General features: G+C 46.3%; 9 protein-coding genes. 5 read left to right on the top strand and 4 right to left on the bottom strand.

Features of this window, described 5'->3' with window-relative positions:
* Positions 1-180: 180 nt before the first annotated feature.
* The 5 genes from LSG31_RS04150 (at position 181) to LSG31_RS04130 (ending at position 10,226) form a co-directional block, all read left to right on the top strand.
* Complete coding sequence (locus LSG31_RS04150; RefSeq protein WP_347438147.1) at positions 181-4,050, top strand: S-layer homology domain-containing protein; 3,870 nt, start codon at positions 181-183, stop codon at positions 4,048-4,050.
* Positions 4,051-4,265: 215 nt separating this feature from the next.
* Positions 4,266-5,918, top strand: coding sequence for a CPBP family intramembrane glutamic endopeptidase (locus tag LSG31_RS04145; RefSeq protein WP_347438146.1), 1,653 nt, complete (start codon positions 4,266-4,268; stop codon positions 5,916-5,918).
* A 437-nt stretch (positions 5,919-6,355) separates the two neighbouring features.
* Positions 6,356-8,014, top strand: coding sequence for a S41 family peptidase (locus LSG31_RS04140; protein ID WP_347438145.1), 1,659 nt, complete (start codon positions 6,356-6,358; stop codon positions 8,012-8,014).
* 121 nt (positions 8,015-8,135) lie between these two features.
* Positions 8,136-9,782, top strand: a complete 1,647-nt coding sequence (locus tag LSG31_RS04135; protein ID WP_347438144.1) for a stalk domain-containing protein — start codon at positions 8,136-8,138, stop codon at positions 9,780-9,782.
* A gap of 81 nt (positions 9,783-9,863) precedes the next feature.
* Entirely contained in the window at positions 9,864-10,226 is a 363-nt protein-coding gene (locus tag LSG31_RS04130) for a response regulator (RefSeq protein ID WP_347438143.1), read from the top strand.
* Positions 10,227-10,446: 220 nt separating this feature from the next.
* Here LSG31_RS04130 and LSG31_RS04125 read toward each other — a convergent pair whose 3' ends face one another.
* The 4 genes from LSG31_RS04125 to csaB all read right to left on the bottom strand — a co-directional run bounded on the left by LSG31_RS04125 (position 10,447) and on the right by csaB (position 13,852).
* A complete protein-coding gene (locus LSG31_RS04125) occupies positions 10,447-10,875 on the bottom strand; it encodes a cupredoxin domain-containing protein (RefSeq protein ID WP_347438142.1) in 429 nt (142 codons plus the stop codon).
* 259 nt (positions 10,876-11,134) lie between these two features.
* Positions 11,135-11,404: a YciI family protein gene (locus tag LSG31_RS04120; protein WP_347438141.1), complete on the bottom strand. Its 270-nt coding sequence runs from the start codon at positions 11,402-11,404 to the stop codon at positions 11,135-11,137.
* Between the two features lie 163 nt (positions 11,405-11,567).
* The gene (locus tag LSG31_RS04115) at positions 11,568-12,509 is read right to left on the bottom strand and encodes a polysaccharide deacetylase family protein (protein WP_347438140.1); all 942 of its coding nucleotides are present in this window, start codon (positions 12,507-12,509) and stop codon (positions 11,568-11,570) included.
* A 200-nt stretch (positions 12,510-12,709) separates the two neighbouring features.
* On the bottom strand, positions 12,710-13,852 hold the full coding sequence (gene csaB / locus LSG31_RS04110; RefSeq protein ID WP_347438139.1) for a polysaccharide pyruvyl transferase CsaB: 1,143 nt from the start codon (positions 13,850-13,852) through the stop codon (positions 12,710-12,712).
* Between the last annotated feature and the right edge of the window lie 213 nt (positions 13,853-14,065).

The raw sequence follows: 14,065 nt of genomic DNA, 5'->3' as shown, positions 1-14,065 counted from the left end.
AAATCATCCATAGCAAGCGAATGATCACAGAAATGTGGTCATTTTTGTTTTTTATGGATTCCAAAATATTCCATGTAATTTTTTAAGAATAAAAAGTAATTGAAGGAAGGAGCTAGTAAATTTTTTGTCGAAATATGTTAAGGAAAGAGTCTACTAGGAAAATCAGAAGGAGGTAAAATAGTGCTAGCAGTAAAAAGCAGGATTATTTCGGTTGTTATGGCCGTGTTGATGCTGATCAGTCTGATTCCTGCAGGACTTGTCGAGGCAGCTACGACTTCAAACAATCAATATTTTATTTTTAGTACGATCACCAATGCCAGCGACATCGGTACGCCAAGTGCGTCAAACGTATTGCAGGTGAATCAATCGACATGGACTGTCACTGCAACGTTTTCCGGCAACATCAATCCAAGTTCGATTTATTATACGGTCAATCAGGTTCCGGCGCCGCAGAATGCGACTCCCATCAAAGGGACCAACCCTTCGATTACTCCTGGGACGCAAGTGGCGACGTTTCAAAATGTACAATTGTTTTCCGGTTTAAACGAGATCACGTTTTATGGAACTCGCACAGACACGAATACTGTGGTATCCAGTATTGGGTATGTCTATAATATCAATAGTCCGGTAATCAGCAGTGTGGCGATCAATTCACAAGAATTGAGTTCAAGTACGCCGACCGTTGTGACATCGCCGTATTTTGCGATTACCGTTACAGCACCAAATGCGACAACCGTACAAGCCTATCAGACCTTTGGCAATGCGCAGCCGGTTCAATATTCCGGAACTGCGACATCGAATAATCAATTTATTATCTCTGGAATCAATTTCAACAATACGACCGGTCAATATGATTTTAAAATCGTGGCTTCCAATCAGACGCAAGCGGTAAGTGCGGAACGGCAAATTGTCTATTATCCGAACCAACCGACATTTTATAACGTTACAGCAACTCAATCGGGCAGTGCGGGCGCACAGAGTCTGGAAGCCAATCCTTCCCTTACGACAAATGCGATTACATCCATCAACGGCAACGTATTGTTGGATGATCAAACATTTAATTTGACAAACAATTCGGCGAATTTTCCGACGGTGACAGCGCAGGTCTATGACAGCAGTTCAACACCTGTCGCTTCAGCCGCTTTCAGCTATTCGAATGCCAGCGACAATGGACAATACACCAATTACACGATCAGTGCAAGCTCCTTTACGGGAACCGATACAAGCGGCGGACAATTGACGCTTGGAAGCGGAAGCTATCAAGTGAAGTTTTTCGTGAACAATGTGGCTTATCAGACGCTGCCGTTTTCCGTGTTGGATCCCAATGCATTTTACATGCAGTCCCTCAAGCAGCTGACAGGTGTGACAGGAGATCTTGCAAATACGGCGACTGCAAGCGGCACCGCTCAGGATTCCAGCGGAACGACCACGGATATTGCCAATAACACCGTATCGATGGTGCAACTGCCATTTTACTTGAATGCCCAGATTGGCACATTGAATGGCGGAACACTTCAAAGCGCCGATATCAAGAACCTGATCGTGAAGATCAATCAGAACGGCACCTGGACAACGCTGACCATGGACCAGGATTATAAATTGGATATTATGAGCGATGGAACATTGGGCGTCCGTTTCAATACACTTCCATCCGGTACCTATCAAATTGGCTTTTGGTATAATGACGGAACAAATCCGGTCTATTCCTTGGGGGCGCCTTTGACGGTCACGAGCCAGGTAGTACCCTATATTCAAATTTCAGGATTGACCGATCAACAAGGGTTCACAAATGCACCTTTGCAAAACATTTCCGGACAGTTGATCAATTTCCAGGATGTAAAAGATGCAAATTTGAAAGTTACTATCAATGGCGCACCTGTTGCGGTCAATGAATCAACCGATTCCAGCGGGAACTTTAACGGATCCTTTACGATTCCTTCCCTCGGTTTGCAACCGGGCACCAACGAGTTTTTGGTCACAGCCAATTCCAATGGGAATATTCCCGTGCAGTTGAAATATACACTGTATTTAAACATGCCGAGTCAAATCGGTTTCGGGGCTCCCGGCGATCCGAACGTGAACAAATATATACAAGTAACTGCGTATGACCAAAACGGAAATACGACGACCGTAACGAATACAAGCGGGTTTTCCTATACGACAAGCGGCAGTAAAGTAACGGTTACAGGCAAGTTCTTTGGAGTCAATGACCCAAGTCACGTTTCCATCTCTGTCGGTGGGACCGCTTTAAATGCTTCCCAATATACAGTCGATACAAATGCCGGTACATTTACGATCCCCAATTATGTGCTTGTAGCCGGGACTACATCCTTTACAATCACGATTAACGATCCGACAAGCGGGAATACCGACACGTTAAACATTCTCGTCGTGCAGGTAAAAGATCCGTTTACAGTGATTTACCCGCTTGATTTCCAAACAAATCAAGTGTATACCACGAATTCAAACTTTTTTGATGTTGTCATTCAGACGTCCACAGCAGACAGTGTGGTGATCGGCAAGGTCAACGCAGTTCCCTATAATACGGATACTACGTTTGGCACCACCGAATATGGAGCGGAAGTTCCCAATTTAAAAATTGGCGTAAATGCTATTCCCATTCAAATCACCCGCGGATCGAATACGACCAAGGGAACGATTTCTGTCAATTACGTCGCCCAAAATGTACCGGGCGCACGTTATAAAGGGCTATTGACGACTTCAGGCAAGTGGTCTGCATTTAACGGCGAATTCCAGCTGCAGTTTCCGAGAAATACGGTATTCCAGCCGCAAACAGGCGGTTTTGGATTGGCGCAAGGATACCAGCCGCTGCTGGACAACCAACAGATTTTCGCAGGAATTGCAGATCGCAAAAATGGGGATATCAGTCAAATTGTGCTGAATGATGGGACAATCATTCCATTTCAGCCGGTACAGACGACTACATTTTCCAATGGCGTGTCAAACATTCCATTGGATCTTGGCGAGAATTACGCAAGTGATCTGATTTGGGTGGATGCCGGGGATTATGCGCTGCAAAGCTCGATCCAAAATTCAACGTCCGGGATTACTACACCATCGTTTATTCCGGATGGCGGATTGGATCCATCCGGTGTTTTAAATCCGTTTGACATTATCGCATCAACCAATAACCCGAATTTGACGGTCGACAACTATAACTCGCGGATCGGCGATACGACACACTGGTTGGAACCGACGAATCAGGGGAGCATCACTTTGAAGTACGATCCGAATATTCGGAATATGGCAACGACCGATTTGACGATTTTGTACCTGGATCATAATACCGGCAAATGGGATAAGATTGGCGGTATTGTGAATACCGGATCACATACCATCACGGCGCCTTTCAAGGGATTTGGCTATTATGTGGTGGCGCTGGTGAACAGTCAATTGCAGGACGTTGCCGGCATTACAGATATTAACAACCTGTGGGCAAAACCCTATGTGGAGACAATGATCGCCAAAGGAATTATGAATCCGGAGACATCTACATCTTTTGGAGCATTCGATCCGATTACTCGCGGTGAATTTGCGGAAGTATTGGTAAAAGCATTGGGACTGCCGCTCAATTATGATCAAAACAACACGTTTTCAGACGTGGGGTATTCGGAGTATCAACCGGCAGGACAGATGTGGGAATACAAATACATTGAAACAGCCGCTCGTGCCGGCATTATACACGGAATCGGAAATGGGGCATTCGACCCCAATGGACCGATTCAAAGACAAGATGCTGCTGTCATGATTGCCCGGGCAGCCAATTATCCGATGTCCATCGATCCGACGGCTTCTGTGGCAGCTTTGCAAAAAGCCTTTACGGACGCAGGTTCCATTAATGCATATGCTGCGCCTGCCATACTTGCCGTTTATAAAAAAGGCATTATCACGGGCAACCCGAATCCGGTTGTAGGAAAGCAGAAACCAACCTATTACTTTAATCCAAATGGAAATCTGCTTCGTGCGGAAACGGCAGTCATTGCGACAAAGCTGATGCAGCAGTTGCGGTTATTGCCAAGCAAGTTGTAAAATATCTGCGGAATATTCAAATCCAAAACCCGTTTTTCACAATTGAGTGAAAGCGGGTTTTCTTTTTGGCCGTATGATTCCATATCAGACTGCGCATACAAAGTGATATAATGGAAAACGTGTGATTGGAATGGGAATTGTGTGATTGGAATGGAATGAAAAACGTGTAAATCGATTGGTTTTGAATGATTGACTGGTATGGAAGGAGTTGCAGAATGACCCGACAGCAACAGGGTACGTTTCGAACGAGCATGTATTGGGTGCTCGCGGTTTTGGCAGGCCTGTTTTTATTTATCGCGTTTAACTATAACGATCTGTCTTCAACGAAAGGTCAGGTGAAGGTTGGCAAGCGGCAGGCGGAATCGATTGCCAGCACATTCTGGTCAAAGCGGCAAGTGAATCCGGGAAGTTTTCAGCGTACGGCAATTTTACAAGATGATACGGCGGTAGATGGCTATATATCGCTGCATCATTTGGAAAAATCCTATGAGAAGCAGTTTTCCCACATACATCCGTTGCAGTATTGGGAAGTGACATATTACCGCCCGCATGATACAAAACAGTACTTTACTCGCATCAACCCGTTTGATGGCACAGTCATTGGATTTGGCATGCATTCTTCCATTGCCAGTCCGTACATGGATACAGGGCAAATGATTGACAGCGCAAAAGCATATGCGGTCGAACAATTGAAACAACTACAGCAACAGCAACCGCGTCAAAACGTTGACATTGTGTATATCGGGAAGTCTCGTGAAAGTGACGGACTGCACTTTACATTTGCAGACAAGCAGGCGAAAATCGGCCAGGCGCCCATGCAGGTGCATGTGCAAGTGTTTGCAGGTACAAATCAGCCAAACGGATTTGCCACATCTTTTGCCGTGCCCAAGGCCGATCGCTCCTGGTTTGCTTTGCAATCGAAGAGAAGCAAAATCATGACATGGGTGTTTATGATCGGCCAATTTTTGCTGTTTGTCGGTGCGTTGCTTGTTTTGTATCGGAAAAGGCGCCAGGGAGTCCGATATGGAAGAGGGTTTCCTTTACTTGTATTGGCTTTTGTCCTGGATCTTTTGATAAATGTCAATACACTGCCGCAATTGCAAAGTCAAATGGGTTTTGCTGCAATTGCAGCAAGAGGAAATTGGATGAGTGACGGCTGGATTGGCTTTTTTGTCGAAATGACTGCAATATTGGAAGTCGGAATGCTGTATTTTATCACGGTTGCCGGCGGAGCGCTTGCGAAAGATGTAATGGGAGAGGAGCGTTGGCTTTCCTGGCGGCATCCCGATTGGCCGATCAGGGTTCGCAATGCCGCATTTCGCGGATATGGGATTGCGATTATTTGGCTGGGGCTGCAGACGCTGTTTTATTGGATTGGCCAAACGTATTTTCATGTCTGGGAGCAAAACGATATGGGGTCATCCCCGTGGAATAATGTAGTGCCTGCACTCATACCGGCGGCCGCCTGGTTTGCCGGAATCAATGAAGAGATTACGTTTCGGCTGTTTGGTTACGGACTGCTGAAAAAACTGTTCAAAAAAACCTGGCTGGCATTATTGATACCCGCGATGATTTGGGCGCTTGGACATAGTTTATATCCCGTGTATCCGGTGTACACGCGGTTTGTCGAATTGACCATTTTCGGCACGCTGATTGGCTGGTGCATGTTGAAGTGGGATCTGGAAACGGTGATATTTGCTCATGTATCTTTTGACTCCATTTTAATGAGTTTGTCTTTATTGTCCGATCAGCCGGTTCGAATGGCGCCGGCAGCGATTTTCTGGGCGATTCTTCCTTTGCTTGCGGGGGTGGCGGCAGGCAGTTTGCAGAGAATGGGAAAGCATATATTCCAGAAGGATCTGATCTAAAGATGATCATATGATCAGACCTTTTTATAAACGGGGTTTCGTCAAAACGCTTGACGGAGCCCTTGTTTTTTATACAAATTATCTCGATTTTTTATAACATGGTTGACCCATACGTTTTCGATTCTGCATGTCGATTCTACTTGTTTTTATGCAAATCATCCCGGTTTATTAGATAGTTCCCAAAATAAAAAAGCAACAAAAAGCGAGGCATGATTGCACATGCACTCGGTAACAGAAGTAAAGAAATCAGATTTGCATGAAATTGGCAGGAATTTGCGGTTTGAATATGGAATGTGTAAGCAACACAGAAGACGGACAAAGCAACAATCCGAAAAAAGACGGACAAAGCAACAATCCGAAAACATAAAAGTCCGTAGAAACGAGTCGTCAAGGAAAGATAGAAAGCAGTGTTTGTAGAGAAGATGGGAGGAAAATCATTGAAAAAAACGTTACGATTCAAACGTTTGCAGAGATCGGCTCTCGTTACAGGGCTGTCGCTTGGCTTGTCGGGTATGATTGCCGGAGGTTTTGGGGTTCCTATGGCCTATGCCGCTGGGACGGGTCAGACAAGCGGCGGGACTGCGGTTGCCAGTGATTTGAATCTCAATCAATTGTCACAAGACGAACAACGCATATTGGAGATTTTTCAATATATTCATCAATATCATATGGATCCTGTAAAAGCAGATACGTTGACACAGGGTGCGATTGACGGAATGTTGCAGGCGACGGGCGATCCATTTTCTGAATATTTTACCGATCAGGAATATCAGCAATTCATCGATTCGCTCAATCAGACGTTTGTCGGGATTGGCGTGGAAATCAAGCTGGATGGCGATCATGTAGCAGTGTCAAAGACGATTGCCAATGGTCCGGCAGAACAGGCGGGCATCAAGGCGGGGGATCTGTTTGTCGCCATTAATGGACAGGATATACAAGAAAAGTCTTTGGACGAGGTGCGCAATTTGCTGCTTGGAAAAGCGGGCACGAAAGTAAGCGTATCCGTGCAACGGGGCGCGCAGGATCGGCCGTTGACGTTTACCGTTACACGTTCCCAAATTCAATTGCCGACTGTGGTTTCCAAATTGACTCCTGAGCATTTGGGCTATATTCAGTTGGCTGATTTTAGCGAGACGGCAGCCAGCGAATTCATACAGGCGCTGAAACGTCTGGAAGATCAGGGTGCAAAAGGGTTTATCATCGATTTGCGCGGCAATCCCGGCGGTGTGCTGCAGCAAGCGGTGAAAATCGAAGACCAGTTTGTCAAATCCGGTGTACTGCTCAAAACGGCTGAATCGGATGGGACATCCCAGACGTTTGCGGCTGATGGATCGGGCAGTGCCTTGACACAGCCCATTGTGATTTTGGTCGATCAGAATAGTGCAAGTGCGTCTGAAGCATTATCGGGAAGTTTGCAGGCATTGCATCGAGCCACATTGATCGGGACCCGAACGTTCGGAAAAGGCACGATGCAAATCGGGATTCCGATGGAGACTGGCGGTGTTCTGAAATTGACCATCGGCAAATATTATCTTCCTGACGGTTTTAATCCCAACCATACAGGGATTCGGCCGGACATCCGGATCGAGTACCCGGATCTTCAGTACAACGAAGCTGTACAATTGCTGGACCCGCAGCGTCAACAAATATTGCAATACCCATTGGATTCGGCCCTTGCGTCACCGTCCCATGCGGTGAATCCATCCGCTTCATCCGCTGTTGCAGCCAAGGGAGACTCTACATCTGCATCCCACATCGTAAGCGCAGATGTCTACGCGACTTTAAATGGTGTGAGCGTGCAGGCGCCGCCTGTATGGAAACACGGCGGATATACGTATGTACCGTTGCGTTTCACATTGGAAGCATTCGGCTGGCAAGTGGGGTGGGACGGACAATCCCGGACGATTGCCTGTGGAACAGGTGCAAACCAACGATTGTTGACGAATACGACATACACATTTGAAGGATTGACAAAGAACCTCCAACATCCATTGTTGGTGAATGGCGATAGTACATACATCAGCCTGGATGACTTGCGGGGAGTATTCCCGTTTGTGTACAAAACAATCGGAAATATGGTTGCAATCGGCCAGTGAGGTTGCAAAAATTTAGCAGTTGATTTGTAAAAGCAGTGGCAGGGGAACGGCACTTCCACCGAGAATACAAAGGAGAGACCGAGACAAGAGAGACCGAGACAAGTGGAAAGGATGTACACATATGAGATGGACTCGACTTTGCAGTTGGAAGCAGGTCTTTCCCATTGTCCTTGGAGTAAGTGTTGGAGTGCGTGTATTTGATCCAGGTACCGTTCCTGTCTATGCGGCAACGGCAACGCCTGCGATTCCGGTCGTGCTTGATGGGAAGCCGTTATCCTTTGATGTGCCGCCGCTGATCGTGAATGGCCGCGTCATGGTTCCGCTGCGAGCCATTTTCGAATCGTTGGGCGCAAAGGTAGCCTGGAATCCTGCGACACAGACGGTCACTGCGAGCAAAAATCAAACCATGCTAAACATTCCAATCGGGAGCTTCACTGTTTATAAAAATAATCAACCCGTATCGTTAGACGTTCCCGCGCTGATTCGCGGAGATCGAACTCTGGTGCCTGTTCGTTTTGTATCGGAAGCATTTGGCGATACAGTGAAATGGGTCGATCATGGTGTAGTCATACAGACGCCGAACAATGATACTTCTGCCGCTTTCCAGCCCAATTCCGGCGTATCCATTCAAGTCGAAGCCGGGGACTCTGCTGTTACATCGCAACAATTGGATTTGGTGAGACAAACACTCCGCCAAGGGAATATCCCGGTTGCTTTGGAAACGGATTTGCAGGAAAATTTCCAACAGCCCGTGACCATACGTGTGTCAGAAGATCAGCAGGGATATCAATCCTCCTTGGTGAAATATCAGGTTGCCACTTTCAATGCTTCTACGATCTCGCAAGAAAGCAATGGATTGGCGTATGGCAATACGATGTATTTTCCGTTTATGGAAAATAAGAATCCTGGTGAGTTAAAAAACATACTGGCACATGAATTGACACACATTTTACTGAACCAAAACGGTATCGGATCGGTCATTCCAAGCTGGATGAATGAAGGGGTTGCCTGGACGGAAGGGCTGAAGAGCGAATATCAGAATTCCTCTCCCGTGATCGGTCAGGGGCAAATCGACTACATGCGAGAGACGATTTTGAATGCCTTTCAAACAAATCAGTGGCAGCCTCTATTGGTTAATCCGGAGGACACGATCCACTCCACCAATGCGTATGATGTAGAGTGGCAGGATTATTTTGCCGTGAGTATGCTTAGGCAAACGGCCGGTGACCATGCGCTTGTTTCGTATCTGCAGGACTTGCAGCAAGTTTCTGCCCGACAAGCGTTTCAAACGGCATTCGGCATGTCGGAATCCGCCTTTGAGCAAGCGTTTGACAAGCAGTTGGCTGCCTGGAAGCAGCAAGCGGATCATGGGCTAAAGATTACTTTGAAAGTGGACAGCTCCTTCCATGGGGATATTGCTGTCATGCCAAAAGGCAGCCAAACGTGGACGATGTATCGTGTGTCGGCCGGCACTTATACGGTACATGTAATGCCGGACGGTACGATTACCGGATTGCCCAATCTGCTGACGACTTCATTGTCTCCTGACGCACCTGATCCAAATACCGTATTTATCAGTGTCAATCCTGATAATCCGGTTCAAGTCAACGGCAAATATCTGCAGCGGGCCGGATTTGCCTTCTCGGCGAAATACGGACAAGCCTATTATCTGAATTCCTGGACGGTTGATACAAGTGAGCAATCATCCTTCGATAATGATATTTCCCATTTGGGTGTGGAACTGCTAAATATTCAACCGCTCTCGTAACAGGGAATTTAAAGTCTATTAAAGTCATTTCAAGTATGATACAATTTTTCTAATAAATTTGAAACGGTATAAGGTGAGAATATGGCAAATATTTTAATTGTTGATGATGCTGCATTTATGAGAATGATGTTGAAAAATATCATAACGGAATTAGGACATACAGTCGTAGGTGAAGCAGGCAATGGACAGCAGGCAGTGACGATGTACAAAGAATTAAATCCGGACTTGGTCACGATGGATATCACCATGCCGGATGTAGACGGGATTGCAGCCGTGAAACAAATCCGCGGTGTTGACGCAAATGCCAAAATTATCATGTGTTCCGCCATGGGACAGCAAGCCCTTGTATTGGAAGCCATCCAGTCAGGTGCAAAAGATTTTATTGTGAAGCCTTTTGAAAAAGACCGCATACGCGAAGCGATTGCACGGGTATTGTCTGCATAACATTTCTTGTTGCAAATTTCTTGGCATTGGGGATTTTTTGCAGTTGAAGCGGACATTTCACGAAAGGAAAAGGAATCTTACAGCAGCCTTTTTCTTCTGTGTGGCATGTCCGCTTTCTTTTGTGACAGATCCGGCATCTTCGGCATCTTCGCTTTCATCTGCCGCATGCCCGTAGAATGTTCGCAGCATGTGCACGAGATGTGCGCACTCATTTTCCGAGTTATTTTGGCAACACTTCAAAATAGGCAATCATCGGCCCATCATGCTCCTTGTCTCGATGTGTCAGGCAAATGAACGGAAATGTTCCCGCTTTGTCTGCCGTAAACATGATCTTTGTCACCTGCCCCTGCATGGCGATTCCTTTCACATTGTACCCTTCCAATTCAAAAGGATGCGACTTTCCTTTTACTCCATAAATGTGCAGCATGACACGATCGCCTTGATGCAAAACAATCGTTCCCGGATCCCAGCGGTAGACTTCCAGTTTGCCATGCCCATCTTTTGCCGGCACTTTGATTTCATCTGTTACAATCCAGATGTTTTTTATGGAATCTGCTGCATAGGCGGGTTGCGACAGATACGTCGGGAACAGCAGCATACTGATGCATGCGGCAGTGATCAATGCGGTTGCTTTCAAATGTATTTTCAAAAAAATCCCCTCCAACTGTAACTTGTGTTACATGGGAAGGGATTATGCAATCATGTCATTAGCTTTTTTAAAAGTCTCACTTTTTATTTAAGAGGATGTTCAAAAAGTAGTCAAAACTCCACGGCGGATTGCTTTGCCGAATCCCAAAAAGGCTTACTCATGTACCAAGCACGTACACTCCGTCGCCTTTTCGTGCTTCGGCTTCGCACTCCTTGTGTCTTACTTAACCACTTTTTGAACACGCACTTTAAGTGTTATTTTACAAAGTATCTAAATCCAGAGCATTCCACTCGCGAAGTTCCAGTGTTCGCGCTTTGCCTGCTACAACCGGGTCAGCCTCCGCCAATTGCTGTGCATGTGCGTGGTCTTTTGTCTCGTAAACGACCATGCCGCCTTTGCCGTCTGTGAACGGACCGGCATGCACGACAAGACCTTGTCTGTATAATTCCGCGATATACTTGAGGTGGGCAGGGCGCAATTCTTTGTTTTTTTCTGCGTCAATAATGTGCAGCAATGCAACGAATTTCATGTGGTGACCTCACTTTCCATTGTATGGAGACTAGCTCTTTCCTATTTTCCGCTCACTTTCATTGTAAATCAAGTCAGGAAAAGATACTATGCCAAGAAAGAATGCTATGCCAAGAAAAGTACATACTTGTTAAAAAAGAAACTATGCGAAGAAAAGATGCTTGTTACGAAAAGATGCTGTCAAATGCTGAGACGGCTTCATCACCACTGACACGCACGCGATCCAGTGACCACCGGCCCTGGTTCATATCCGCAGAGCCCGGATGTGTTGTGACGGCAAACTCGTATCCTGCTTGCTGCAAAAGCTGCAGGGTAGTAGAGTTATAGCGGCCGGAAGGAAAACAGAATGCGGGAACGGGATGTCCCAACTTTTGTTCCAGTATTTGTTTGGACGCAAAAATTTGCCGTTTTTGCTGTTCGACAGACATGTGGGCCAAATCCAGATGATCCAGTGTATGACTGCCAAATTGAATAAGACCGTCTTGATCAAGAAAATGAATTTGATCCCATGTCAGCATATTGGGACGCCCGACAAAGTTTGTCACAATAAAAATGGTTGCGCGAAAGTTATATTTTTTCAAAACGGGATACGCCGCCTGATAGTTGTCTTCATATCCATCATCAAATGTGATCAAAATCGGCTTTTTCGGCAACGGCTGGTGCTGAAGCCATGCTTGATTCAGGTCGTTAAAACCGATGGGATGGTAACCGGCCTCATACAGGTGTTTCATTTCTTCCGCGAACCGGGCGGGTGCTACACACAAAGTATTTTTCGGATGATTGGAAATCGAGTGGTACATGAGAATCGGGATTTCTTGTGGAGCGGTCTGTGTCGCAGCATAGCTCTGAATCTTGGCGAGTACAGGCGCAGCAGGCATCGCCGGACCAAAAACCAACGGGTGTATTCTGTGGGATGATTCCAATTTATTTTGATTCGCAAGCAGGTTCCGACTCACGCCTGCTTTCTCTGGAGATGTTGATACGGTGGAAGCGGGTGCTGTTTGCCCAACGCCGCATCCGGAAATATTGGCTCCTATGAAAAATAAAGGGACTGCTGCAACAACGGATGGTACGAGATGTTTCCTCCAATTGACCAACTCTATCACCTCAAAGATAGCTTCCAACGCCATTATAGAATGCCAGAAGCCTCTTTGACTACAAAAAAATTTTGCCTCAATTTGGCGATTGTGTCATTTGGCGATCCGTGTCGAAAGGGGTTCGCGACAGGATCCGTTTCCATTCGCAATTGATCGATTGTCTATCCATTGTCAGTCGATTGTCTATGTACTTTCAATGTATTGTCTACCTATTTTTGATTGGCTATCCATCCGTTTTCGGGTTCGGCGGATTTTAAAAAGTGGACAGCCAGTTCTCCGCTTTTCTCTGCTTCTTTCCGCAATTCTTGCAATGCATGCTGCAGATGTGGCTGATTTTCCCGGAATTGTGTTTGACATGCCAGAATTTGCGCGACAAGAGTTTCTTCATCCAGCTGATTGACATGGATTGCTTTGCCCATTCCCATGCGGTGGATAAATCGATCGATCTTTGGATCGTAGGAAATGGGAACAAACGGAATATTGCAAATCGCCGCCAAAATTAGCGAATGCAGCCGCATGCCAACCATGATATCCAAATTTGCGATAATGCTGGCGATTTCGCGAAAGGAAAATTGCCTGTCCAATACAACGGAAGGCTGAACCATATGATCGGCGATCTCCCGTGATATTTCTACATCCCGGGGAAACTGCATCGGCACAAATACCACTTGATAGCCCTGCTGCACCAATCGGTCTGCCGCTTTTGCGAGAATGTCTATGTAAGGAACCGCCGCATTCCATTTGCGAATGGCAATGCCAATCACCTGGCGGGAACGATCTTCTGTCGGGGAAATGTGAAATTCATGAAAAATTGCCTGTCCTGTTTCCGGTTGGAACAAGAGCGGTTCAATGGCCAAAGCGGGATCTGCCGTTACGTGCACAGGCGGTCGAATGACGCCGAAGCTTTGCAGATCATCATGGGATTTGTCATCGCGCACGGTAATCAGATCTACCCGGTTGACAATCGACTTGATCAATCGTTTGCTGAGGGGCTTGTTGACAGGTCCAATCCCTTGGGCGTAAAAAACGACAGGTTTGCCCAAAAATTTGGCCAAAGCGACAATGCCGAGATAATACAAAATACTGCGCGGACCTGTGACATCTTGCAATAAACTGCCGCCGCCCATCACCAATAAGTCTGTTTTCCTCAATTCGCGGAAAATCGTCCCAAGATTCCATCGGTCAACAGCGCGGATGCCAAATAGCGTTTCGGTTCGTTTGGGCTGATTGGATAAAACGGTAAACGTTGCCGTAGGACGTAATTTGCGCAGGCCGGACAAAATACCATATAGGACTGTATCATCGCCTAGATTGTCGAATCCGTAATAACCGGAAATCAAGATGCTTGGCATATCCGTCCCTTTCCTTTCTTACCAATCTGACCAAAAAACAAAATACGACAGGCTTTATACAGTATAGCAGGTTCCCCCCGCATTGGAAAGGCATGTATATTAGGCACGCATATCGACGGAATCGATCTGGGGCAGCTTGTATGGTTTTGTGAACATGGTGATGAACTTGCAAACTTGGAGATGAATTTGCAAACTTGGAGATGAATTTGTAAA

This window comes from Fodinisporobacter ferrooxydans, from assembly GCF_022818495.1.
In the GTDB taxonomy this organism is placed as follows: Bacteria; Bacillota; Bacilli; order Tumebacillales; family MYW30-H2; genus Fodinisporobacter; species Fodinisporobacter ferrooxydans.
This window is presented reverse-complemented; position numbering and strand designations above follow the sequence as displayed.